At 45.7% G+C, this 23280-nt stretch carries 24 protein-coding genes; 12 read left to right on the top strand and 12 right to left on the bottom strand.

Annotated elements, in window-relative coordinates:
* Nucleotides 1-3: 3 nt before the first annotated feature.
* Together QUB06_RS03320 and QUB06_RS03315 are read right to left on the bottom strand one after the other, a co-directional pair.
* The gene (locus QUB06_RS03320) at nt 4-828 is read right to left on the bottom strand and encodes an Rpn family recombination-promoting nuclease/putative transposase (protein WP_333434101.1); all 825 of its coding nucleotides are present in this window, start codon (nt 826-828) and stop codon (nt 4-6) included.
* A gap of 163 nt (nt 829-991) precedes the next feature.
* The gene (locus QUB06_RS03315; RefSeq protein WP_333434100.1) at nt 992-1495 is read right to left on the bottom strand and encodes a DNA-binding response regulator; all 504 of its coding nucleotides are present in this window, start codon (nt 1493-1495) and stop codon (nt 992-994) included.
* A gap of 227 nt (nt 1496-1722) precedes the next feature.
* Between QUB06_RS03315 and QUB06_RS03310 the strand changes: the two genes are divergently transcribed.
* A complete protein-coding gene (locus tag QUB06_RS03310; RefSeq protein ID WP_333434099.1) occupies nt 1723-1938 on the top strand; it encodes a hypothetical protein in 216 nt (71 codons plus the stop codon).
* Nucleotides 1939-2057: 119 nt separating this feature from the next.
* The gene (locus QUB06_RS03305) at nt 2058-4403 is read left to right on the top strand and encodes a dynamin family protein (protein ID WP_333434098.1); all 2346 of its coding nucleotides are present in this window, start codon (nt 2058-2060) and stop codon (nt 4401-4403) included.
* A 147-nt stretch (nt 4404-4550) separates the two neighbouring features.
* On the opposite strand, the gene QUB06_RS03300 is transcribed toward QUB06_RS03305, so the two are convergent.
* The gene (locus tag QUB06_RS03300; protein WP_333434097.1) at nt 4551-4790 is read right to left on the bottom strand and encodes a DUF5615 family PIN-like protein; all 240 of its coding nucleotides are present in this window, start codon (nt 4788-4790) and stop codon (nt 4551-4553) included.
* A 101-nt stretch (nt 4791-4891) separates the two neighbouring features.
* Nucleotides 4892-5185, bottom strand: a complete 294-nt coding sequence (locus QUB06_RS03295; RefSeq protein ID WP_333434096.1) for a DUF433 domain-containing protein — start codon at nt 5183-5185, stop codon at nt 4892-4894.
* Nucleotides 5186-5342: 157 nt separating this feature from the next.
* Here QUB06_RS03295 and QUB06_RS03290 point away from each other — a divergent pair, with 157 nt between their 5' ends.
* The gene (locus tag QUB06_RS03290) at nt 5343-5729 is read left to right on the top strand and encodes a hypothetical protein (RefSeq protein WP_333434095.1); all 387 of its coding nucleotides are present in this window, start codon (nt 5343-5345) and stop codon (nt 5727-5729) included.
* Between the two features lie 101 nt (nt 5730-5830).
* On the opposite strand, the gene QUB06_RS03285 is transcribed toward QUB06_RS03290, so the two are convergent.
* Together QUB06_RS03285 and argB are read right to left on the bottom strand one after the other, a co-directional pair.
* Nucleotides 5831-6094: a DUF4926 domain-containing protein gene (locus QUB06_RS03285; protein ID WP_333434094.1), complete on the bottom strand. Its 264-nt coding sequence runs from the start codon at nt 6092-6094 to the stop codon at nt 5831-5833.
* A 159-nt stretch (nt 6095-6253) separates the two neighbouring features.
* Nucleotides 6254-7165, bottom strand: a complete 912-nt coding sequence (gene argB, locus QUB06_RS03280) for an acetylglutamate kinase (protein WP_333434093.1) — start codon at nt 7163-7165, stop codon at nt 6254-6256.
* A 246-nt stretch (nt 7166-7411) separates the two neighbouring features.
* Here argB and QUB06_RS03275 point away from each other — a divergent pair, with 246 nt between their 5' ends.
* Nucleotides 7412-8203 (top strand): HAD family hydrolase, encoded by a 792-nt coding sequence (locus QUB06_RS03275; RefSeq protein WP_333434092.1) that lies wholly within the window; start codon nt 7412-7414, stop codon nt 8201-8203.
* Nucleotides 8204-8360: 157 nt separating this feature from the next.
* On the opposite strand, the gene mreD is transcribed toward QUB06_RS03275, so the two are convergent.
* From mreD to QUB06_RS03260, 3 genes are all read right to left on the bottom strand, one after another.
* Nucleotides 8361-8927 carry a rod shape-determining protein MreD gene (mreD, locus tag QUB06_RS03270; RefSeq protein ID WP_333313641.1) on the bottom strand — a complete coding sequence of 189 codons (567 nt, stop codon included), beginning with the start codon at nt 8925-8927 and terminating at the stop codon, nt 8361-8363.
* The gene (gene mreC, locus QUB06_RS03265) at nt 8924-9730 is read right to left on the bottom strand and encodes a rod shape-determining protein MreC (protein WP_333308818.1); all 807 of its coding nucleotides are present in this window, start codon (nt 9728-9730) and stop codon (nt 8924-8926) included. Before mreC ends, mreD begins: the two co-directional genes overlap by 4 nt.
* Before the next feature lie 87 nt (nt 9731-9817).
* On the bottom strand, nt 9818-10825 hold the full coding sequence (locus QUB06_RS03260; RefSeq protein ID WP_006632285.1) for a rod shape-determining protein: 1008 nt from the start codon (nt 10823-10825) through the stop codon (nt 9818-9820).
* Between the two features lie 330 nt (nt 10826-11155).
* On the opposite strand from QUB06_RS03260, the gene QUB06_RS03255 reads away from it, so the two are divergent.
* From QUB06_RS03255 to QUB06_RS03220, 8 genes are all read left to right on the top strand, one after another.
* The gene (locus tag QUB06_RS03255) at nt 11156-11515 is read left to right on the top strand and encodes a single-stranded DNA-binding protein (RefSeq protein ID WP_190663675.1); all 360 of its coding nucleotides are present in this window, start codon (nt 11156-11158) and stop codon (nt 11513-11515) included.
* A 47-nt stretch (nt 11516-11562) separates the two neighbouring features.
* A complete protein-coding gene (locus QUB06_RS03250) occupies nt 11563-12084 on the top strand; it encodes a tetratricopeptide repeat protein (protein ID WP_333434091.1) in 522 nt (173 codons plus the stop codon).
* A gap of 83 nt (nt 12085-12167) precedes the next feature.
* The gene (locus QUB06_RS03245; RefSeq protein WP_333434090.1) at nt 12168-12773 is read left to right on the top strand and encodes a hypothetical protein; all 606 of its coding nucleotides are present in this window, start codon (nt 12168-12170) and stop codon (nt 12771-12773) included.
* A 197-nt stretch (nt 12774-12970) separates the two neighbouring features.
* Nucleotides 12971-14275: a metallopeptidase TldD-related protein gene (locus QUB06_RS03240; RefSeq protein WP_333434089.1), complete on the top strand. Its 1305-nt coding sequence runs from the start codon at nt 12971-12973 to the stop codon at nt 14273-14275.
* 233 nt (nt 14276-14508) lie between these two features.
* Nucleotides 14509-15333, top strand: a complete 825-nt coding sequence (locus QUB06_RS03235; protein WP_333434088.1) for a DUF3153 domain-containing protein — start codon at nt 14509-14511, stop codon at nt 15331-15333.
* Between the two features lie 201 nt (nt 15334-15534).
* Nucleotides 15535-15924: a lipopolysaccharide assembly protein LapA domain-containing protein gene (locus QUB06_RS03230; protein ID WP_333434087.1), complete on the top strand. Its 390-nt coding sequence runs from the start codon at nt 15535-15537 to the stop codon at nt 15922-15924.
* 80 nt (nt 15925-16004) lie between these two features.
* Nucleotides 16005-16820, top strand: coding sequence for a ScpA family protein (locus QUB06_RS03225; protein WP_333434086.1), 816 nt, complete (start codon nt 16005-16007; stop codon nt 16818-16820).
* 317 nt (nt 16821-17137) lie between these two features.
* A complete protein-coding gene (locus QUB06_RS03220) occupies nt 17138-18301 on the top strand; it encodes an NDP-sugar synthase (protein WP_333434085.1) in 1164 nt (387 codons plus the stop codon).
* Between the two features lie 589 nt (nt 18302-18890).
* Here the strand turns inward: QUB06_RS03220 and speA are convergent.
* From speA to QUB06_RS03205, 3 genes are all read right to left on the bottom strand, one after another.
* Nucleotides 18891-20900 carry a biosynthetic arginine decarboxylase gene (speA, locus tag QUB06_RS03215; protein WP_333434084.1) on the bottom strand — a complete coding sequence of 670 codons (2010 nt, stop codon included), beginning with the start codon at nt 20898-20900 and terminating at the stop codon, nt 18891-18893.
* A 324-nt stretch (nt 20901-21224) separates the two neighbouring features.
* Entirely contained in the window at nt 21225-22370 is a 1146-nt protein-coding gene (locus tag QUB06_RS03210) for a helix-turn-helix domain-containing protein (RefSeq protein WP_333434083.1), read from the bottom strand.
* Nucleotides 22371-22539: 169 nt separating this feature from the next.
* Nucleotides 22540-23130: a DUF3611 family protein gene (locus QUB06_RS03205; RefSeq protein WP_333282041.1), complete on the bottom strand. Its 591-nt coding sequence runs from the start codon at nt 23128-23130 to the stop codon at nt 22540-22542.
* Between the last annotated feature and the right edge of the window lie 150 nt (nt 23131-23280).

Raw genomic sequence — 23280 nt, 5'->3', positions numbered from 1 at the left:
TTTTTACCTTGCTTGTTTCAACTTTTGAATTTCCTCAATACTCAATCCTGTTGTTTGAGCGATCGTTGCTTCATCTAACACATCCAGAAGTCCTTTGGCAATTTCGATCGCTTTTTGTTTCACAGCTTTAGTAATAGCATTCCGCTGGTCTTGTATGTAAATTTCCTGATGTTCTAAATCTTCCAACTCTTCGCGGGTTAAATCGGCGCGATTCGCAACTTCAAAAGCTTTCTTAATTGCCTGGACTTCTCCCATTTGTTCTGGTACAACTTCTAAACTTTTGGCATTTTTCATAAAATATATCCACTTATCGGTTAGAGTTTCTAGTTCTTCTAATTTTTTGCCAAATTTCGGTAATTCAACAAACACTAACTCGATATCGTAAATTAGATAGTCAACCAGATAATCTCTTTCTTTGAGGACAAAGCGGGAAATTACTTTGTCGAGATTGGGAAACATTTCAAAGTCAGTAATAGTTAAGGCAATTACCGGATTTAGTAGCGTGTAATCTGCTCCCGTGTCGAGTTGAATCGAATAAGCTTTAGCAGCATTGTACAAGATCCGCTTTTCAAAGCCTTCTACATTCAATACCTGCATTTCGATAATGACTGTTTGCTCGTTATTCAGCTTGGCTCGGATATCTAAGTAAGTATCTTTAACTCCTCTAATTTTGGGGGGTTGATAGGGATTGAGGATTTCTAAAGATTCGATCGCAGAATTACCTTGGTAGAGGATGGCGTTGAGAAAACTGATAAGGATTTCTTTGTTTTGTTCGTCGCCGAATATTTTTTTAAATGCAAAATCTGTTTTAGGATTGATAAATCTCATTTGTGAAACCTCGACTGTGAAGGAATCGCTCTCGATTAAGATTATAGCATTTATGCTCTTTGGTTGAGGGTATGATTAGAGCGCAAAGCTTTTCAGTAAAATTGGTAGTTGGGAGACCGATCGCCATTCAGTTAGATTAGTTACTATAGGGGCGATCGCCCATCTAACCGTCTTTATCCAAATCTTCTGTTTTCGGAGCTTCTGAAGTTGAGGGGAATTCTAGTCGAATGTTAATATCAATTGATACTGTATTTTTCTCAATCACACCTATACCAACTATTTTTACTAATGCTTCTGTAGGTACAGAATTATTTACTTTAAATTCAGGAGAAGACTGAGTTTTATATCCGGCTTCCTGTAGCCGATCGCAAATATTGCGCCAATTTCCTACAGGTTCGTTAGGTACATCGGCGAGTTTTTTAACATATTGGTATAAAGTTTTACATAAATAAACCTCGGCACTTTTGGAACTCTGAAACAGTTGGCGGGCGATTTCGGCGGGACTGCAACCGGAAAGCAATCCTCGCAGGTAAAGTTTTTCTGTTTCTGTGAGTCCCCTGCGCGATCGGGGTGAGATTTGCCGTTTAGCTTCTGCAAAAGCTTGGTACAGTCTTTCTAAATCCCAGTGTTTGGCGGCTTCGGCAAATAAGTCTTCTTTTGATGCCATTTTCGGGTGTGGTGAGATGTGGCTAACGACAGCATAACCGAAATTGCTAGCGTTTGTTAGTTGTTTGCTAACAATAGGTAGTCTAGTATTAAATTATCGACTCATCTTCTAAGTGCAAATACTTAGAAAAGCGGGAAAGTGCGATCGCGATCTTTCAAATTTTGCCTGTTTAATTAACTTTAGTTAGTCAAACAGTTAGTTTTTGTTCCTTACACTGAGGTATTTCAATGGCTAAAGGTGATGAAATAGCGAAAGCTGCGGGTGCCGCTGCTGCGGGTGGTGTTGCGGGTGCTGGTGTGGTAGCTGCTGCTGGTTTTACTGCAGTTGGTGCCGTTGGCGGAGGTGCGGGTATTGGTGCTGCTGCTGGGCCCGTTGGTGTAGCCGTAGGTGCGTTGGCAGGTTTGGCATTTTACGGGATTAGCAAGGCTTTTTCTGACGACTAAACATTGACTCGCGCCAGGGACTTCAGTCCCTGGCTAATAACTAAAGTCGGTTCAAACCGACTGGAAATGCTCAGGCAATTATCTTTGTGTCATTTTTTATTCTTCAAAATTATTAATTTATGTCTTCTCAAGAATTCCAAGCAGCCTACAACAGCATCTACGACACAGGCGATCGGCTCTTACAATATCTTAAAGAATTCCGAGAGGGACTGGGCATTCAGGGAGACGACAGTCAAGGGCTACAAAGCATTGAAAATGAAATCAACAAAGCTTTAAAAGCTTTGCAAGATCAGAAGTATCAAGTAGCCGTTATAGCAGCGATGAAAGCAGGAAAAAGCACCTTCTTGAATTCTGTCATCGGTGCTGACGTGCTGGCGAGTGAAACGGCCGCCTGTACCATTTGCCGCACAGATGTCCGACACATTAAACCGGGCAAAACTCCTAGACTTTTAGAGTATCGAGAAGGAGAAAGACAACCAGTCACTCTTGTTGAGGGTGACGCGGGTGAAATTCAGCAAAAATTCCTGCAGCGTACCCGTGAAATCAGACAAACAGGCAATCCTGACAGCACTACACGCTTTGAGATAGAGCATCCGATTGAAGCAATTAGCCAATTATCTTCTCTAACAGGTTTTACCTTAGTTGATACTCCCGGTCCTAATGAGTGGGAATCTGCAAATTTTAACACAAATGCACTGAAGCAGACCGCATTAGAAGCCCTGCGAACCTGCAATGCTATTCTGTTCGTTTTAAACTACGCTTCCTACAAAGATAATGCGGTTTCCGATTTGTTTAAGGATGTTGTGGACAATCGCAAGGACTTCATAGCCGAGAACACGGGGAAAATTTACTTTATCCTGAATAAAATTGACCAGAAGACAGAGAGAGACAGAGAGATTGCTGATGTCATCAAAGATTTACAACGAGAGTTAGCTGATTTTGGCTTTTGCAATCCTGTTATCTACCCTGCTAGTTCAAGACAAGGACTGCTCGCGAAACTGATCCAGCAAGGAAAAGCTACGGAAAAAGATACAAAAGATTTTGAAGATTTTTTTAGCGCCAAATATGCTGAGAGAGATGAACGAGGCAGGAAAGTCATTCCTTTACCTGAAGAGATTGCACCAAAAGCTTTGCTAGACAGTGGTATTCCTACCATTCAAGAAACAGTCATTCAAAGAATTACTCAAAATTCCGGCTGGAATCTATTGAGTGAAGTTGTGGCAGAAATCGATAAAGCTGCTAAGGCTATTGAGGATACTCTGAATACAGAAATCAGGGGTAGGGAAATGGGGATTGAAACCCTAAAACAAAAAGTAGAAGACTACAGAAGCTGCTCAGAAAAGGCAAGGGGCCAAGTAGAAAAAGTAAAACAAGCTGTGGAGGACCAGAAGCAAATACTAATTTCAGGATTTAGTCAAGGCATTAACACATTTGCTGAGGAGGCTAAAGCTCAGATCGAGAGTGAGATAGAGAAAATTGCAGAGCCTCGTTCCGCCAACTCTCCAAAGCCAAAAAAAACTCTATCCCTTGCCCAGCAACTACCAAAAGTTGAAAAAATCAGCTTCGGGTCAATAGTGGGAGGGATTGGAGAGGCTGCATTAGGATTGATCCCTGTTTTTGGTAAGGGATTAGGTACAGCATTCAAGTTAACTACATCTTTGTTGGATAACCTGAGTAAATCTGTGCCTGATACTTTCAATAGCTCTTTCTTTGAACAAGACGATCGGCCTGAAGATTTTAATCCGTATATTATCCGGTGTCAAACCAAGGCAGAAGCTGGGAAAATTGTTAAAACCATCAATGAGTATTGTGCGCCACATATTCAGAATTGGTGGATAGATACTCAAGATGAGCTTGTTCGAGATGGAACAAATATTCGCCAAGAGTTGGCAAAAAGAATTCAAGAAGACATCCAAGAAATCTCTGATGAACTGTCTGCTTATCTGGGCGCTGCTTTAGAGGTAAAACTGAACATTAACCCGATTCAATTTCCTAGTTTTGATTTTCCCGGAATTGATGCACGAATTCAAGATGTGCAAGTAGAAGTTACGAAAATTCAAAAGAGAGAACAGCGAAAAAGTCGTTGTTGTAATTCTGATGAAGTCTATTATGCTGATGTTCCTGTCACCGAAAATCGCTCCTTCTTTGAGATTGATTTACGACAAACATTAGAGTCAATCAACCGAAAAATAGATGAGCAGATAGTTAGAAATAGACAACTGTTAGAGCGAGTAATTGCAAAACAGGTTAAATCCGACTTCCGAAGTGCAGAACGGCAAATTAATGATTACATCAACAGGTTTCAAAATGACTTCGATCGCGTGCTGAAGGAACGGGAAACGAAGGAAGCAGAAGCGCCGGAAATTCTGGCTCGTCTTGAGTATCAAAAAGCCAAACTTAATGAGTACCTCCGTGAATTGATTTCGATTCGGGAATCTCTCAATAGTTGGAAGCCAGTTAAGTAAAGTTAGAGAAAGTACGATCGCCCTTTTTTCCCAAAGTGCGATACTACTTTCAGTGTCGGCATTTATGAGGACTTGTCAAAGCTCGATCGCCTTTCCCATCCCGAATCCCAAAGGGCGATCGCACTAATTTTTGGATAAGCTATCCCTTTACACATATAAAAGCTGATTGGCAATTTCATCAGCCGTTAACGTATTTAATAGAATAGCAACCCGTTGGACAATTTCATAGGCGTTCTTTTGAGGAGTCACAATTATCCCAGAATGTTCCCGTCCTTCTGTCATATATTCTAGGTGTAATCGCTCAAAATCCACGCGATTGTGAGTGAGCAAACATCGATCGACAGATGCAGCATAAGCCAATTGTTGGCTATCCAATTGACTCAACATTCCCTGTTAGCTCGTTGTCGTCACATCAAAACCCCTAGCCCGCAGCAAAGTCGCTACCAGCCTAGAAACATCTTCATCTGTATGAATAGTTGCAAATAGTTTCACAGTTTTTTCATGGCAGCTTTCACAGCAGGATGAATCAATTCTTCGGGAATTCGATTGCGCTCAATATAAGTATTTATTTCTTCCTGGTTGTCCAAATAAAAACTCAGTGCGTCAAAAATTTGAGCTAATTTCAGATGATGTAAGTGCATCGGGATTTCTTCAGGAGTAATACCCAAACGCCACAACTCCACGATCGCACGAACGGAAGTTCTCGTTCCTGCGATAATTGGTTCCCCTTGCAAGATTTCAGGGTGACGTGCGACATAACGCGAAGCAGATTGTGTAGTCATGGGAGATTAACCGGACACATCGATCTTGATTATAACTTACGCTAAAACGCCATGAGGTCGATCGCACTTTAACATAACCGAATTTTGATTTTTCAAATGTTAAGCTTATTTAACTATAAAGCCTGGTTTCGCTGCTACTTTCAGTGAGGGAAAAGACATGAAAATTCGAGAATCAGTTGGTCAAAGTGTCTGGAACCATTCTCAGGGTTGGTGCTGGGAGCCTCTTGACCCCATACCGCCCGGTCATATTGCCCTAGCCGTTGAAGCGATCGATCTATCACTTTTAGACTGGGATATCGAAGAAATTGGGGAAAAAGCCGGTTTTGATATTCAGTACAAATACACGGGAGTGAATGACCCGAAAGATTCATCTTTAGCTTGCGTAACTCAGTTTGTCGGCATTTATGAAGACTCGTCAAAGCTCGATCGCGATGTGGAAGTTTTGATTGCAGCCGGCATCCCGCGTCATTTATTTAAAATACTCACTTCCAACGATGACATCGATTTGAAGCCTGTAACCCAATACCTCAAAGCAGTCTCATAATGTCTTGAGTGTAGCGCAATTGTTCTTTTTCCGAAAGTGCGATCGCCCTTATTTTCCTAAAGTGCGATCGCCCTTATCGAACTTCTATTCTCCTCACATTCCTAAGCAACTGCAAGTTCATATTGCAGAACTAAAATTTCATCAGCTTTCAACATAGCCATAGCATATTCACTCCCTTGACTATCAGCAAACTCCACTAAATACTGACATTCCTTGCCCGTCTCATACACTTCAACAATAGTTCCCACAAGTCCAACTGGCAAACTAGAAATAGATGCGTATTCTGGTTCCACTAGCGCTAATCGCGTATTGGCAATCGGCTTGAGACTCGCAACAGAATCCAAAACTCTAAAGTGTTTGATCATAGTTTAAGAAAAGCTGAAATTCAACAAGGGTTAGAATTAGTTGAAGTAATTTCCCAGAAGTACCTTTTCAAGGTTTTTAGGGGCAGGTTTAGTTAGGATATACGCAATCGCCGCGAGTTTACCCCTTTCACGCACCCGCCCCACGCTAGGATATAGGCCTTACTTAGGCCTTAAGTTCGCGCTGCTAAACTCAGAAGCAACAATCATCGACCCAATCCCCGCATCCGTAAATATTTCTTGCAGCAAAGCATGAGGAATTCTACCGTCAATAATGTGAGCACCCTTCACACCCTGAGCCAAACTCCGCACACAACAATTAACTTTCGGAATCATCCCCCCAGACACAACTCCCGACTCAACCAACTCTCTTGCTTCTTGAATATCTAACTTAGCAATCAGACTATCCGGCTTGTGATAATCCTCCAAAATTCCCGCCGTATCAGTCATCAAAATCAACTTTTCTGCTCCCAAACCAGCCGCAATTTCCCCAGCCACCGTGTCAGCATTAATGTTGTAAGATTGACCTTTTTCATCCGCTGCCACGCTCGACACCACCGGAATATATCCGCTGTTCACCAAAGACTCCAAAATCTGGATTTTCACGCCGCTGACTTCACCAACAAATCCAATTCCTTCCCGGCCATCTGGACGAGCTTGAATCAGATTGGCATCCTTGCCGCACAATCCCACTGCTTTGCCGCCAGCTTGGTTGATTAACGAAACAATTTCCTTATTTACTTTACCCACCAAAACCATTTCTACAACTTCCATTGTCGCCGCATCAGTTACCCGCAAACCATCCTTGAATTGCGGCTCAATTCCCAATTTTTCCAGCCAAATATTAATTTCCGGGCCGCCGCCGTGAACCACAACCGGACGCATCCCCACGCAAGCTAGCAGCACAATATCCCGAACCACCTTGTCTTTGAGATTGCTATCTTTCATCGCAGCACCGCCATATTTGACCACTATGGTGCGATCGGCAAAGTGTTGAATGTAAGGCAGTGCTTCGGACAGCACCTCTACTCGATTAGTGTCCGAATTCCTAACAAAATCGCTTTGTTTGAGCATGGGTAAATTACAGAAGACTAAAAACTTAATTCTAAACTTTAATGGCTAAAGCATATATCAACAGCCACAAAAATCACTTTTTCCCTTGAATTTATCCACGCGCAGGCTCGATCGCCTTTATCGAACCCCATCCTCAAAAAAATCATAGGTTTTTTTAATAAAAGCATTATAATTTATGTATTATAACTTATACATTTTTTGCTAGAGTCAAGAAATGTATAACTCCCTAGATTTACTTAACGTTTTATGTTAACTGCTGTCGCGCAAGACTCCGAAAACCTTCAGTACAAGCTACCATCAGAGGCTGAGTCGTCCCCCCGGATGACGGTATTTTGCGATTTAGACGGGCCCATAGTCGATGTGTCCGATCGCTACTATGCCACCTATCAACAGGGATTGGCCGATACTCAAGCAGCTTATCTCGATCGGGGAATCAACCTCAACCTTCAAATACTCAGCAAACAGCAATTTTGGCAAATGAAGCAAAACCGCGTGCCCGATGCTGAAATAGCCAAAAGTTCCGGCTTGTCGGGAGAAGAAATTAACGTTTTTCTAGGATGCGTCAGTCGGATTGTCAATCAGCCAGACTTGTTGCACTTAGATCGCATCCAGCCGGGAGTGCAATGGGCGATCGGACTTCTGCACTCCCGCGGCGTGCGGCTGATTTTAGTCACCCTGCGGCCGAGAAATCAAGCCGTTCAACTGTTACAAAATTACGGTTTAGCCAGACTGTTTACCAGCATTCGCGGAAGTCAGATGGCGGATGCCGCCTATCACAACTATACAGCCTTAAAAACTGAATTGTTGGCTGAAGTTGCAGAAGAATTTGAGTCATCGCTGGGTTCGGCTTGGATGATCGGAGATACAGAAGCAGACATCCTCGCGGGCAAAGCATTGGGAATACCTACAATTGCCGTTACCTGCGGAATTCGCAGCCGCTATCAACTGCAAAAGCACCAGCCTAATTTCATTCTCAGCGATTTGATTATTGCCGTTCATCACTTATTAGGTTCGGGCCAACAAGTAATAGTAGAATGACTACAGTTAACTGTTAACTGTTGACTGTTGACTGTTGACTGTTGACTGTTGACTGTTGACTGTTGACTGTTGACTGTTGACTGTTGACTGTTAACGAATGACTAATGACTAATGACTGATGACTGATGACTAATGACTAATGACTAATGACTAATGACTAAGATTTTTCTAAATTCCTGGTCATTTCCCACAAGCGATTGAGCGGAAAATAAATCACCGGAGCCCAAAGACTGCTAAGAATAGCAGAACACAAAGCCACTCGCTGGTGATAGCTCCAAATTTCCAGTAAAGCCCGATCGCCCATAGCAAAAAATTGCAGCCCCATCACCGTTTCCGCTACCACCGCCATCCCAAACACAATTAACGCGATCGGAATCGGATCTCTCTCAACAATATCTACCGGAATCGACCAGGTTTTCTGCAAAACAACTGTTAGGACTCCTACAAAAACTAGACTCACAGCGTGGCTGGGATGAGGAGCCGTCATCGCATCTTGAAGAAACCCCAAAACCAAGCCCATGCTAGCAGCTCCCCAAACTGTACGTTTCCGCTTAATACTCCAAGCTACCAACCAAATTAACAGCCAGTTTGGTCCAATTCCCAGCAATTCCATTCCCGGCATCCGAGTGGGCAATATCAGTATGCACAGCATCACAGATAGAAATGTAACTGCGAAGTTGAGAAATTGGCGCGATCGCGAAGACATCCGAGATAAAGCTTTCATTGTTGCTGTGCTCCCTCAGATGCTGCTGAAGATTGACTCGGCGAATCGTTTGGTTCGGCTTGCTTAGAGTGCGGGTAAACCACCGCCCACTCCAGAGCATTCATCGGTGCAGAGAACTCAACCACAGCTTCGGGAGCCGGAGTTTTATTCATATCCACCGAAACCACTTTTCCCACAGGCAAACCAGGAGGGAACAACTGACTGTAAGAAGAAGTTGAAACCACATCCCCAGGCTTGACATTGGGAACATTATCAAAAAACTCCATCACAGCCTGATTTCCGCCTTTCCCGCGCATAAAACCCATCTGGCGACTGCGGGTAATTCCCACACCCAATTGACTCGTAGCGTCGCTGACTAACAGCACCAAGCTAGTATTAGGAGTAACGCTGACAACTCTGCCTACCAAACCGCCGGGGCCCATCACAGTAAAATCTGTTTTGATGCCATCGTTACTGCCGCGCCCCAAGGTTACTTGCTGCCACCAGTGGCCCGCACTGCGGCCGACAATAGGAGCCACAATCCCTGCTGGTTTCTTAGCCGAAACGTAACCTAAAAGCTCTTTTAGCTTCTGATTTTGAGTTTCTAATTCTAATAGTTGCGCTTGCAATTCTTGAGTGCGCGCCGAGATGAGTTCCTCTTGCCCAGAGCCGTTGGCGTGAAACGGACGAGTCACCCAATTGTAAACTTCAAATACTGCCCCACCTTGTGTTTGCCGAACTCCCCAAGCGGCAGTTACAGCTAAACCTAAAAGAGCTATTGGCAGCCGCAGATCCCACCACTTTCGGAATGTATTTTTTAGCATAATTTCACTAATCTAAAATTGTTAAGTCAGGATTTTAGATTTGAGATTGCAGCCGTATTTCTAAATCCACAATCCCAAATTTGTTAACTACATATTACGCGACGACTGCCCGCTGAAAACCCGTTCCAACTGTTTGTTTTCCAATACCCTACCAGTTCCCAAAACCACGCAGCAGAGCGGATCGGCTGCCACGTGAGTGACAATTCCTGTTTCGTGACTGATCAGAGTATCTAAACCTTTCATCAGCGCGCCACCACCAGCCAGCATAATTCCCCTGTCAATAATATCTGCTGCTAATTCCGGCGGGGTGCGTTCCAAAGTACGCTTGACAGCTTCCACAATTACTGAAAGCGGTTCCGACATACTTTCGCGAATTTCTGGGCCTTTGATAGTAACAGTTCGCGGCAAACCCGACAGTAAGTGCAAGCCCCGCACTTCCATCATTACATCGTCATCCTCTGGAGTTGGATATGCAGAACCCACCTGAATCTTAATTTCTTCAGCAGTGCGTTCGCCGATGACCAAATTGTGAACTTTTTTCATGTATTGGACGATCGCCTCATTGAGTTCGTCGCCGGCTACCCGCACAGACTCACTGATCACCGTACCTTGCAAACTCAAAACCGCAACTTCCGTCGTACCTCCGCCTATATCTATAATCATATTGCCAGTCGCCTCAGCAACAGGCAGTCCCGCCCCGATCGCCGCAGCGATGGGTTCATCAATTAACCGTACTTCTCTAGCACCGGCCTGAGTCGCCGCCTCAATGACAGCACGCCTCTCGACTCCGGTGACACCGCTGGGGATGCCAATAATGATCCGCGGCGAAACTAAGCTTCGGCCTTCGTGAACCCTGCGGATAAAAGTCTTGAGCATCAGTTCCGCCGTATCGAAGTCTGCAATTACCCCGTCGCGAAGCGGGCGCAGTGCTATGACGTTCCCTGGCGTGCGGCCGAGCATTTTTTTTGCTTCTTCTCCAACAGCCAGCGGTATTTTTAAATCTTGGTCGATCGCCACTACAGAAGGTTCCTGCAGAACAATACCTTTGCCCGATACATAAACGAGCGTGTTAGCAGTACCGAGGTCGATACCCATATCTCTAGATAACGAAAATCGATTGAGAAGACCCACTGATTCGTACCCCCCCCAAAAACTAAAATACTATTGTGTGCAATAATGTTGTTACAAAAGTGTAACCGAGGTGGATTCTATTACGTTTTTCATCCTGAGTCTAGTCAGAAATGTACATTGTCGAGCTCAGGTTGAGCGCAGACTCGCCAATCATCCACTATCAATATGTTCTGCTAACTGGGTGTACAATCAGGATGAAGCCTCACAAGCGCTGTTCCAAGTTCAGTTTGGAGGCTAATGCCCGTGTGGACTGTTTAACTACATCACCGATCGACCACATTCCCAAAAAAGTTTATGAGTCTTAATGTTGTGACTTTAGTAGGCCGCGTCGGCGGCGACCCGGACGTGAAGTATTTTGAGTCGGGTACAGTTAAGTGTAGTTTGACGCTGGCAGTGAACCGCAGAACCAAGAACAGCGATCAACCAGACTGGTTCAATCTGGAAATCTGGGGCAAAACAGCGCAGATTGCTGCTGACTACGTTCGCAAAGGCTCTCTAATTGGCGTAACAGGCTCTTTGAAGTTCGATCGCTGGCAAGACCGCAATACCGGTTCAAATCGCTCGAAGCCGGTAATTAAGGTAGACCATTTAGACTTGCTGGGTTCCAAACGCGACAACGAGTCGGGTATGTCGCAACACAACAGCGAATTCTAGCGTTTGGGGAATTGGGGAAGTAATATTTGTGAATTGGGTGGGTGCTCGTGACTTCAGAAAAGTTAGAAATTGTTCAAACTGAGTACCAAGCTGGGCAAGTAGCTTTTGAGAGTGGCCGGTATGCTCAAGCTGTGCAGAGTTTAGAAACAGCTACCGGTTTAGTCGATCGAAATTCCCGGTTGGGCGGTGAGGTGCAGATGTGGCTAGTGACAGCCTACGAAGCCTCTGGCAATACAGAAAGGGCGATCGAGCTTTGCCGCAAGCTCACCCGCCATCCCCGCCAAGAAACCCGCCAACAAGCAAAACGCTTGCTGTTCATTCTCGAAGCTCCCAAACTCACTATCCCTCCTGAATGGATGGTGAAAATCCCTGATTTGGCAGCTTTAGATGAAAATCAATCAATCAGTTTTCAAGCAAATCCGAACGCTGATATCAAGTACGCTAAACCCAAGGCCGCCGTACCAGAGCCTGTAGATTTGAGTCAGGTTAATACCAAAGACAATCGATTTATCTGGGTGGCGTTAATTGCGATCGGGCTAATTTTAGGCGGCTTATTTATTAGTTATTAAGCAGATGACCAATACACATTTCCAATAATTATTGTGGAACAGGCATCTTGCCTGTTCAATACAGGCTTTTCTGGATAGAACCAATGCCTTTTAGCAATTATAAAACTATCAGCGCGGTCGCCAAAGAATTCCAAATTAATTGCCGACGGAATAATTTCATTGTCGAAACAGAATTTGCAGTCAGCGAAGTTTTTCGGAATGAATTAGAATTGATTTTCAATGACGGAGTATTTGACAACTCGGAAATCGCCATTTGTGAAAATATCATTTATCCTGTATTAAAAGAAGTTTGGAAAAATTATCGCAGTAATTTTCTCCTCTGGAGTCACCAAACCTTATTCTATAATGAGAATCTGTCAGGAATTCCAGATTATATATTGGCGAAGCGCTCACCCCTCGGCACAGTAGTTTTTGACAAGCCCTATTTCATATTAGTTGAAGCCAAGAAAGAGAGCGCATTTGATGAAGGATGGGGGCAGTGTTTGGCAGAAATGATCGCCGTGCAGCGACTTAACAATGAACCAGAACAAACTATCTTTGGTATTGTTTCTAATGGCGCAATGTGGCAGTTTGGCAAGCTGAAATTAGAAAGGTTTACTCAAAATAAATTTTTCTATACAATTCAGGACTTAGAGCGACTGTTTGCAGCCGTTAACTATGTTTTTAAACAGTGTGAATTACAATTATAGGAGAAGGAAGTTCGGCAACGGATTATTTAACGGATGTAACGGAGGTAGCTGAGGTTAGGAAGAAGGAATAAGGAAGGCACCACCAGTGATTTTGACACGGATACACCGATTAATTATCGAGCAAGAGGCAGGAGTCAGATGTTGAATAGCGATAATTGCTAAAATAAAAAAAAGACCAAACCAGAAAGGCGATTATTGTGAGCGATTCTACCATAGAGCAGATTTTGAAATTGGCATCTCAACGCGCCGATGCCGCTGAAGTATACTACCTGTCGAGTCAAGACACCCCCATAGAATTTGAAAACAATCGCCTCAAATCCCTGCAAACCAAAGCACTGCAAGGCGTAGCACTCCGGCTGATTTACCAAGGCAAAATCGGTTTTGCCAGTTCCACAGATTTAACGCGGATAGACGATTTAGTAGATGCAGCGATTCAAACAGCCGAAATCGGCGACCCCGCAGAATTTGAACTCGCCTCCAACTTTCACCTAAAAGGCCCGGAAACCACCTACACTCCGCCCACAACTCAAGAATTAGTGGAAAACGGCAAAAACCTCATCGAGCAAGTTCACGCCTACAATCCCGATATTATGGTAGATGTCGGCTTCCACGTCCGCAGCGGTCGCGTGAAAATTGCCACGACGCAAGACCTGTATGCCGAAAGAAGCAGCCAAATAGTCAGCGGCTCGATCGCGGGAAATTTGGTAAAGGGAGAAGACTTTATGCAAGCATACAGTTACGACGTAGTGTGCGATCGTCCCCTGGACACCGACAGCATCCTCCAATCACTCCTCGAAAAATACCGCCTCGCCGAACATTCAGCCACCATCACCAGCGGTTCCTACCCAGTATTATTTACCCCCAGAGCCGCCGCTAGCACCCTGGGGGGCCTGTTTGATACCATCCTTTCAGGTCAAGCAGTAGTTCAAAAAGCCTCTCCCCTAGCCGACAAAATCGGCGAAACCTTATTTGACGAACGCTTTACCTTTTTTGAAGACCCCACTTTAGGCCCTTCTGCTTGTCCCTTTGACGACGAAGGTACACCCACCACCCGCAAAGTCTTGATAGACAAAGGTACTGTCACCGGATTTTATTGGGATCGCAGGTGGGCCGCTCGCGCCGGTGTACAATCAACCGGCAACGGTTTTCGTGGCGGATTGTCTCGCCCAGGCCCTGATTTGACTAACTTTTGCATTTCCCCCGGAAATACCGCCACTCAAGACTTGATTGCTAGTATGGACGAAGGTCTAATAGTAGAGCAGGTTTTAGGTGCCGGTCAGTCCAATCAGTTAGCTGGCGAATTTTCGGTCAATTTGGACTTAGGCTATAAAGTAGAAAAAGGCAAAATTGTGGGTCGCGTCAAGAATACAATGGTGGCAGGCAGCATTTTTGAAGCCTTTAAAAATTTGGCAGATTTGAGCAGCGAAGCCGAATGGGTAGGCGGTGCGGCATATTTGCCGAGTATGCTGTTTCACCAGTTGGGTGTAGCTTCCAGGCAATAAGTTCAGTGGGGTTAATTTACTCGTTACCAGGCTCTGCCTGGTAATACATATCATGAGGCTCTGCCTCGAATTTGAATGAAAGCTTGCGAGGCAAAGCCTCTAGACATGGGTTCCCAGGCAGAGCCTAGGAACCAGTTAAAAGTCCCGACGTGCAAAACAAACATAGAAACAGTGTCGGCAATTCAACGCTTTGCTAATTCATGCAACTAGGTAAAAATAGGGAAAAATATATAATGAAAGAGCAAAATGTCAAGGATGGAACTCGGAAGAAGAAAAAGCACTTTTTCTTTCTTTTACCTTTGGTTTTTTGCCTTTTAACTCTAGTGACTGGATGCGTTCAGTACGATGTCGGGGTTAACTTTGAGAGTCAAACTCGCGGCGAAATCGTGCAGCACATTAAACTGGGGGAAAGGTTGACGAGCTTCAGCAGCGAAACTGTTGCAGAATGGTTGAAAAGCGTAGAAAGCCGGGTGAGGTTGCTGGACGGAAAAACTAAACGGCTTTCCCCCACAGAAGTTCTAGTGAGGATTCCTTTCAATAATGGAGCAGAGTTGCAAGACAAGTTCAACCAATTTTACAATCCGATCGCACCAAGCACAAAATATCGGGTCGCAAGTCCGCTAGAAACAGATTTGCCGAAGTTTGAATCTCACCTTAGTGTCAAGCAGAATAATTTATTATTGGTGCTGCGAAATCGGTTGAGTTTGGAATTGGATTTGCGCTCTCTTTCACTGCTTTCTTCTAACGGCAGTCTGCTGCTGAGTCCGGGGGGACTTTTGGAGCTAGACTTTAGGTTGAACACGCCTTGGGGCGCCGAAAGTATTGAAACAGTCGCCGGTGCGCTGGTTCCCGAAGGCTCTCAGCAAGGAAAACAGTTAGTTTGGAAGCTCAAACCCGGAGAAGTTAACTATTTGGAGGCGATATTCTGGATTCCCAGTCCCGTAGGAATTGGGGCGCTGATTATTGCCTTATTTGTGGCGGCGGGCATTGCTTTGAAATATCAAATATTGCCAGCGCTGGGAATCGGGCAGAAACCGCAAAACATCGGTCAAACCTAAAGAGGATATGTCGTAGAGGGGCGGCTTAACCAATCTCTTCAATCAACTCTCAGAGCTGCAATAAATCCGCCCCTCCCCGGATATTATGGTTAATTGACCAGATTTGAGCTTATCAAAAAAAACTGAGAACATCTGTCAAAACACAGTTGACAAATCGTAAATAATTTGCTTAACCTGAATTGAGAATTAGGAACAGAGAAAATGCGATCGCTAAATTTCTTCTTCATCTTTCTGATTTGCTTGGCTCTAGTATTATTCAGCATCGAAAATACACAGCCAGTCGCGATTCAAGTTATCGAAGGCGTCCAAGTTAAAGCTCCGCTGTGCGTAGAACTAATTGTAGCGACCGGATTAGGGGCAACACTAGCGTGGCTGTTCAGTCTGTGGTCGAGAATGCAGCGAACCCTCGCCTCGCGCCAAGAGATTCGCCAAGTTCGCGAAAAAGAGCAGCGGATTCAGGAATTAGAACAAAATCTTGAACGCTATAAAGCCGAAGTAGAAGGCAAACAACCTTTGTTAGAAAGTGCAGAACCGATAAGTTTAGAAATAGCAGCCATTGAGGGCACCAATCCTGAAATGACCGCCAATTAACTGGATATGCTCTCTGATTTTCTCAGAGGGAAAACCTAAAATCTAAAATCTAAAATCTAAAATCTAAAATCTAAAATCGAATGGCCGTTTCCCGAGACCAAGATGGCTTAGAAACGATTTCCGAGGGTATCGCAATTTTAATTGACCTAGCCGAACGGGGAGAAATTGATCCTTGGGACGTTAAGGTAGTTGAAGTGTTCGATCGATGTTTGAGCAAGCTTACGAACGCCTGCGATGCCGATCAGAGTAAGGATTTCTCCGATTTGTCCCACTCCGGCCAAGCGTTTTTGTACGCTTCAATGCTGGTTTTGCTCAAAGCAGAAAGTATCGTCCTCTCCGAACCCCCCGCGAATCCCGACGCCGACGAGCCTGCAGTAGAAGACGCAGAGCACTCAGGCGGGCGCCACTTGCCGCAGCATTTAGAGCGGCAATTGCGCCGTCGCGGTGTAGCTCAACTACCGCAAAAACGCCCGGTGACACTCCCAGAACTGATTGAGCAGTTGCAGCTAATGAAAGCAGCAATGGAGCAGCAGACAGTTACCCCCCGGCGCCGCCCTACCTCAAAAATGCGATCGCAAGCGGCCCAGGCTATCTTTGAGCTAGCTCACCAAGAAAATCTCGTAGAAACTGCTAGCGAACTCGAACGGTTTCTGGCTCAGCGCGGCCCGGAAATTGACGAGGGTTGGCTGGACTTGGACAAATTGTTGGAACTCTGGCATCATAACGAGTTGCAGTCTCCTGTCAACCCAGAACTCCCGCTATCGACTGGGGAAATTCACTTGCCAAATCATGACCGCGTGGGTATTTTTTGGGCACTGTTGCTGCTGTCGGCTCAGTCTAAAGTAGAGTTGCTTCAAGAGGAGTTTTACCAAGACCTCAAAATCCGCGCGCTTTGAGCTTGCACGGTATTAGGTTGTCGGGGGAAACTAATAACTACGCCACTGCGTCGGTTAAGATTCTAGGCAGAATCTCGCTCTATGGCATTCTGTTGCTGAGTCTGGGATGCGGAGAGCGGGAGCGTGAAGTTATTGCTGGTTCCCGATACCTGGTTTCTTAAATCCAGGTAAATTCGGAATAAATGATTGATAGCCTGGTACGATGTCGCCTATAAACAGGTCAGGATTTTGCTGTGCTCGATCGCTTCGACGATCGCAACCGCTAGCATCTAATTGTTCAGTTGATATCAGTTAACAGAGGGTTGAGGAAGTTAAGAATGAAAGCGATGATTCTGGCGGCCGGTAAAGGCACTCGCGTCCGTCCTATTACTCAGACAATACCCAAACCGATGATTCCCATCCTGCAAAAGCCAGTGATGGAGTTTTTGGTTGAATTGCTCCGCCAGCATGGATTTGACCAGATTATGGTCAATGTTTCCCACCTGGCAGACGTGATTGAAAACTACTTCCGCGACGGTCAAAAGTTTGGGGTACAAATTGCCTATTCTTTTGAAGGGCGAATTGAGGACGGAGAAATGATTGGAGAGGCTGTCGGTTCGGCTGGCGGCATGAAACGAATTCAGGACTTCTCGCCGTTTTTTGACGATACTTTTGTAGTGCTGTGCGGCGACGCTTTGATTGACTTGGACTTGACTGCTGCTGTGAAGTGGCACCGGGAAAAAGGGGCGATCGCTACTATTGTTATGAAATCGGTTCCCCGCGAGGAAGTTCCCAGTTATGGAGTGGTGGTAACAGACGAGTCTGGCAAAATTAAAGATTTCCAAGAAAAACCTTCTGTAGAGGAAGCTCTGAGTACCGATATCAACACTGGCATTTACATTTTTGAACCAGAAATATTCAATTATATTCCCTCTGATACAGAGTACGATATCGGTTCGCAATTATTTCCCCACCTTGTAAAAATAGGCGCGCCTTTTTACGGGATTAGCATGGACTTTGAGTGGGTGGATATCGGCAAAGTTCCTGACTATTGGCGGGCTATTCAGAGCGTGCTCCTGGGACAAGTTAAAAATGTTTCGATTCCGGGAATTGAAGTACGCCCCGGCATTTACGCTGGTTTGAATGTAGCTGTCAACTGGGATAAGGTTGATATTACTGGGCCTGTTTACATCGGCGGGATGACGATCATTGAGGATGGAGCAAAAATTGTCGGCCCGACAATGATTGGCCCAAATTGTTGGCTTTGCAGTGGCGCCACTGTGGAAAACAGCGTGATTTTTGAGTATTCTCGTTTGGGCCCGGAGGTGCGGTTGGTTGACAAACTGGTGTTCGGGCGCTACTGCGTTGATAAAACCGGGGCTGCGATCGATTTGCAAGCGGCGGCTCTAGATTGGCTGATTACTGATGCTCGCCAAGTTTTACCCACTCAACACGGAGAAGAGCGGCGGGCGATCGCAGAAATTCTCGGCAATCCTGAATAATTGGTAATTGGTAATTGCTCAAGGTAAGGTGCGCCCTTACGCACCCTACTTTTACATTTACGATCTCAGCTTTCAATTCTGGCAATGTGCTTAGGTTGCACCCTACATTGTAACTCAATCGGCGTAAGTCCCACGCTATAACGGTACTCCGCGCAAGCGCGGGAATATAAGCCGAGCAAGGTCTGTCAAAAAGATCGACAATTCCCGGATTTTCTAACAGAAACGTGTAAGATATAAGTGGTTGCGACCCACCCACTCGACTGCAAACAATAGGTCACAGTAGCAGTAATATGCTTGACCTTGGATAACTGCGAGAGAAAGGGGGAAAGAACAGACCGCTGGTTGGTAAGGTAACGCCCTCCTGTAAAAAATAAGCCATGTTTGTTGTACGAAGAAAAATTTTGCCTTGGGAAACAGGGCTTCTGCGTGGGTTCCCTACGAAGGGATAAAGGCTGCAAAGCCAGAGATGCTGTGTAAGACTCGGATCGTCTTCAGTGACGAATACTCGGTAACGGGTATTCCCAACAGAGCAACGGCAAACGAGACACGAAGCCCGAACTATAACGGTACTCCGTTTAGTTTGGGTATTTCACGACTGAAGATAAGTATACTGGCTGAGACTCCGCTCGTAATTTTGCAGCAAAAGTTGGGCTTCGGAAAGAGTAATTTTATTTTGCTGCAAAGCTGCTTCTGTCTGACGGCGGATGCTTTCCACCAAATTTTCTGAATCATACTGTACGTAACTGAGGACTTCTTTCATAGTGTCTCCTTTCACAACGTGTTCGATATGATAGCCAGAAGGTGTTAGCTGAATATGAACTGCATTTGCATCGCCGAATAAGTTGTGAAGGTTGCCCATAATTTCTTGATAAGCACCTCCCAAAAATAGCGCCAAATAGTAAGGTTCTCCAGGTTTAATAGTATGCAGTTCCAAAACCGACTTCACATCTCGCAAATCAATAAATTGGTCGATTTTGCCGTCGCTGTCGCAGGTAAGATCGGCTAAAATACCGCGTTGAGTTGGTTCTTCGTCGAGTCGGTTAATTGGCATAATAGGGAACAATTGGTTAATTGCCCAACTGTCCGGTACTGACTGGAAAACAGATAAGTTGATGTAATAAATGGACGCCATCACTTTTTCTAAGTCTTCCAAATCGTCAGATACGTATTCATTTTGCCGCGCGATCGCCTGTATTTTATCGCAGCAAGCCCAGTACAACTGTTCGGTTTTCGCCCGTTCCGCAATTCCCAAATAGCCTAAGTTAAATAAACTGACTGCTTCTTCCTTGAATTGGATAGCATCGTGATAAACTTCTTGGTAATTTTCGGGGCTGATAGATTGGTAAATTTCGTAGAGATTGCGCGGAATTTGGTGCGCGTTTTCGTCTACTGGTTCGGGTACTTCTCTGGGGACATCGCTAGTACCGAGTACGTCAAAAACTAACACTGATTGGTGAGAAGCGATCGCCCGCCCGCTTTCGCTAATGATAATTGGAACCGGGATTTTCCGCTCGTCGCAGGCATCTTTCACTCCCGCTACTACGTCGTTAGCGTAGTTTTGCATATTGTAGTTTTTGGAAGCGTGGAAGTTTGTTTTAGACCCGTCGTAGTCAACGCCGAGTCCACCGCCTACGTCCAAGTAGTTCATATTAGCTCCCAATTTAGCTAATTCTACATAAATGTGGCTGGCTTCTCGAATGGCGTCTTTGATGACGCTAATTGAGGAAATTTGAGAGCCGATGTGGAAGTGCAGTAATTGCAAACAATGGAGCATTCCAGCTTTTTCTAGTTCGTTGACTGCACGGATAATTTCAGGAATTGTCAAGCCAAATTTTGCCCGATCGCCCGTGGAACCTCCCCAGCGGCCAACCCCTTTGGTAGTGAGTTTGGCTCGCACTCCCAAAATCGGTTTAATTCCTAATGCTTTGCTGGCAGCGATTGCGAGTTCTACTTCCTCTATTTGCTCCAGCACAATTACGGAAGTTTGGCCTAGCCGCTGCGCCAAAATAGCAGTTTCGATGTATTCGCGGTCTTTGTAACCGTTACAAATTAATAAAGCGCCTGGGTTTTTTAAGGTCGCCAAAGCTATCATTAATTCCGGTTTAGATCCGGCTTCGAGCCCGAAGTGATGGGGTTGACCGAAACGCACCAAATCTTCAATTAATTGTCGGTGCTGGTTGCATTTAACAGGAAAGACACCGCGATAGACATTTTTGTAATTGTACCGAGCGATCGCTCTGGCAAAACACGAATTTAACCGCTCGATCCGGTCTTCCAAAATATCAGAAAATCGAATCAGCAGGGGCAAAGCCAAATTTCGCTGTTTCAGGGATTCTACCAGTTCGCACAAGTCGAGGGAACCGCCGCGATCGCCCTTGGGAGATACTGTAACGTGACCGGCTGCATTGATCGAAAAATACGGTTCGCCCCAACCTTGAATTCGGTAGAGTTTCTCACTATCTTCTATAGTCCAAGATGCTTGTGGCAGTTGAGCCGCCGTTACCAAAGCACTGTCTGGTGCCGCCAAACTCGTGACTGTTGGCGAGTGAGTCGATAGCGGATCGAGATCGGAGAAAGCAGCGGTGGCTGGGGAACTCATCTTATTGGCAACCTCTTTTAGGAGTGGTCAAATAGATAGTTTATCGCACATATCGGGTTTCCTGATGCAGTTGAAAAATCACTTTGGGTACAGGGGCTGGCGATTTTAGATTTTAGATTTTAGATTTTAGATTTTAGATTTTAGATTTTAGAATTGACTCTACAGATGGATGAAAACCGGGGATTGAACTACAATCTCAACCGTATTTGCTTTGCTGGACTTATTTCTTCAAGCAAGTGTCCCTATGCAGGTGAACTCTGAAACTCGGTTTCAGAGTTCACCTGCGCCAAGAGAGTTGTCGGACGATCGCTCGCCCGACACACACTAACCAAAAATCACCTCCGGCGGCGCCATGTCAGCCCCCACCCTCAATCCCCCGTTATTAGACTTCTTCAAGCCCGGTTGAGGTGCTTTTTCTGGGGTCTTCTGAGCCGGTGCAACTGAGGCTGGCGGTGTCACCTGCGGTTGAGGTACTGCCTGTGCTCCGGGGATCACGGGTTGCTGCGACAGCCAACCCAAACCCCCTACAGCCCCAGCCATCAAAGCGGTGTAGCCGATGTACAAATGCACCGGACGCATTTGAAAGCCTTCGCCTGACTCGGAATCGGAAACAGACACAGACATACTGGGAATTGGACTCGGAGCGGGTTTGGGCAAAGCATTCGCCATAGCGCTGCCGTCTAGTCCCAAGGCGTCGCCGAGTCTGCGGATAAAACCTCTAACGTAAATATCTTGGGGCAGTTTGTCGATTTCCCCATTTTCGATCGATTCGATGTGGTGCAGCGGCACGAGAGTTTGACTGTGGAGTTGCTGCAGGGATAGGGAGCGAATTTGCCGTCCCTTACGCAATTCTCTACCCAACTCCTGCAGGCACTCTTCTCGCTGTTGAACGGCTAAAGCTGCTTCTTCTTCCTTGGTGAGTTTTTTTGGCTTCTTGGGAAAACCGAACCCTGGGAAGGATTTTCCGGGGACGGTGACAGTTGCAGGTGGAGCCGACTCGACTTTAAGTTCGTCTTGGGGCGCTTGTTTGCTGTCTTCAGTGTTACTGTCTCGATCGGAAGTTTCAGTTTCAGACTCGGTTTGGGGCGGCGCTTCCACAGTAGCGCTGCGCCAATAGAAGACAGGAGCAGCTACTGGTGGCTCCAATTCTTGAATTTCTGTCACCGCGTCAATGGCGGGACTTAGAGGAGTAAAACTCTCTTGGGGTACTTGCGGTTCAATTTTGTTTTGTTTGGGAAATCGATCGAATGCGAGCTTGACGGCTTCTCTGCTAACTGCTCTAATTAAAATTTCGGCAGCGGAAGCGGCTTCGCCCAACATTGTTTGCAGGCTAGCTAGAGCGTGGCTATAGGTGTCGCTACAGAGGAGTTCAGCTTCTATTTGACCTAGGACAGAACGAAAACTTTCTTGAGAAATTTCAATAGTTGGGTGATCTGTCACCCCAAAATAAGCCTCGGGTTTCAGTGCCATGATATTCATGTTGTCTTGGTAGAAGGTATCTGAGTACGTTCTTCGACAGGTTGGCAGTGATTCCGGATGTCGGTTGGGGGAGACTGGGAGAGTGGGGCATTGGGCATTGGGCATCGGGCATCGGGCATCGGGCATCGGGCATCGGGCATCGGTTGCCCCTCACCAATAACTATTGTTTGTGGATGCGATCGAGCAACCAAAGAGCACCGAAAATGCCGACAAAATGGGCAACAGTGGCGTGAGTATTGGCGAGTACGACAAATATATCTAGGGGCTGAATAAATCGACCAACATCAACTGCGGCACCGAACAAGGCTTGCGGCTGAGCTAGAGATTTGGCTAAAAGTGTGCCGCTGATGGCTTCTGCGCCGATCAGCGTCAGGATCATTCCTGACAAGTTGCTCATCAGTGCCAGCCGCACCTCTTTGATGGTGTCTGCTTTTTTGGGGCGGACTGCGTTACCGGGCGATCGCAGTTGTCTCGACAAACGAGTGAAGCGGAAAGAGCGATATACGCTGTAAGCGAGGACGGCCAGCCCGCAAATGGCAAAAAATACGCCGCCGCCGGTGCCGGCACTGTTTGAACCCGCACCGGCGGTAGCCCTGGGGAGGGCGAAGGGGATGGCAAAGAGCAAAATGATCGCCGCTACCACCCCTAGCACTAACTGTACCCAGAAGCAAACCCAGCCTGTTGTACGAAGGGCAAAGGCTACTCGCTGTACGGCGACAGGAAGCTTATCGTTATCTAACTGATTAGTCATATTTTGAGCGGGTATAATTAATTGGCATTAGTTGGCAGCAGTTTTTTCTCTTCGGGGACGGTTGACGGCGGTTAACCCTCTTTATAATAGAAGTAGCAATGTTTAAGATTTGTAACTAACATTGGATTTCACATTTGAATAGCGTCGATC

Source organism: Microcoleus sp. D2_18a_D3, from assembly GCF_036702455.1.
GTDB lineage: Bacteria > Cyanobacteriota > Cyanobacteriia > Cyanobacteriales > Microcoleaceae > Microcoleus.
The sequence above is the reverse complement of the archived record's forward strand: the minus strand, read 5'-3'. Positions and strand labels throughout refer to the sequence as shown.

Coding starts and splice junctions, on each gene's coding strand:
- QUB06_RS03320 (WP_333434101.1), bottom strand. CDS start 828: ATGAGATTTATCAATCCTAAAACAGATTTTGCATTTAAAAAAATATTC.
- QUB06_RS03315 (WP_333434100.1), bottom strand. CDS start 1,495: ATGGCATCAAAAGAAGACTTATTTGCCGAAGCCGCCAAACACTGGGAT.
- QUB06_RS03310 (WP_333434099.1), top strand. CDS start 1,723: ATGGCTAAAGGTGATGAAATAGCGAAAGCTGCGGGTGCCGCTGCTGCG.
- QUB06_RS03305 (WP_333434098.1), top strand. CDS start 2,058: ATGTCTTCTCAAGAATTCCAAGCAGCCTACAACAGCATCTACGACACA.
- QUB06_RS03300 (WP_333434097.1), bottom strand. CDS start 4,790: ATGTTGAGTCAATTGGATAGCCAACAATTGGCTTATGCTGCATCTGTC.
- QUB06_RS03295 (WP_333434096.1), bottom strand. CDS start 5,185: ATGACTACACAATCTGCTTCGCGTTATGTCGCACGTCACCCTGAAATC.
- QUB06_RS03290 (WP_333434095.1), top strand. CDS start 5,343: ATGAAAATTCGAGAATCAGTTGGTCAAAGTGTCTGGAACCATTCTCAG.
- QUB06_RS03285 (WP_333434094.1), bottom strand. CDS start 6,094: ATGATCAAACACTTTAGAGTTTTGGATTCTGTTGCGAGTCTCAAGCCG.
- argB (WP_333434093.1), bottom strand. CDS start 7,165: ATGCTCAAACAAAGCGATTTTGTTAGGAATTCGGACACTAATCGAGTA.
- QUB06_RS03275 (WP_333434092.1), top strand. CDS start 7,412: ATGTTAACTGCTGTCGCGCAAGACTCCGAAAACCTTCAGTACAAGCTA.
- mreD (WP_333313641.1), bottom strand. CDS start 8,927: ATGAAAGCTTTATCTCGGATGTCTTCGCGATCGCGCCAATTTCTCAAC.
- mreC (WP_333308818.1), bottom strand. CDS start 9,730: ATGCTAAAAAATACATTCCGAAAGTGGTGGGATCTGCGGCTGCCAATA.
- QUB06_RS03260 (WP_006632285.1), bottom strand. CDS start 10,825: ATGGGTATCGACCTCGGTACTGCTAACACGCTCGTTTATGTATCGGGC.
- QUB06_RS03255 (WP_190663675.1), top strand. CDS start 11,156: ATGAGTCTTAATGTTGTGACTTTAGTAGGCCGCGTCGGCGGCGACCCG.
- QUB06_RS03245 (WP_333434090.1), top strand. CDS start 12,168: ATGCCTTTTAGCAATTATAAAACTATCAGCGCGGTCGCCAAAGAATTC.
- QUB06_RS03235 (WP_333434088.1), top strand. CDS start 14,509: ATGAAAGAGCAAAATGTCAAGGATGGAACTCGGAAGAAGAAAAAGCAC.
- QUB06_RS03230 (WP_333434087.1), top strand. CDS start 15,535: ATGCGATCGCTAAATTTCTTCTTCATCTTTCTGATTTGCTTGGCTCTA.
- QUB06_RS03225 (WP_333434086.1), top strand. CDS start 16,005: ATGGCCGTTTCCCGAGACCAAGATGGCTTAGAAACGATTTCCGAGGGT.
- QUB06_RS03220 (WP_333434085.1), top strand. CDS start 17,138: ATGAAAGCGATGATTCTGGCGGCCGGTAAAGGCACTCGCGTCCGTCCT.
- speA (WP_333434084.1), bottom strand. CDS start 20,900: ATGAGTTCCCCAGCCACCGCTGCTTTCTCCGATCTCGATCCGCTATCG.
- QUB06_RS03210 (WP_333434083.1), bottom strand. CDS start 22,370: ATGGCACTGAAACCCGAGGCTTATTTTGGGGTGACAGATCACCCAACT.
- QUB06_RS03205 (WP_333282041.1), bottom strand. CDS start 23,130: ATGACTAATCAGTTAGATAACGATAAGCTTCCTGTCGCCGTACAGCGA.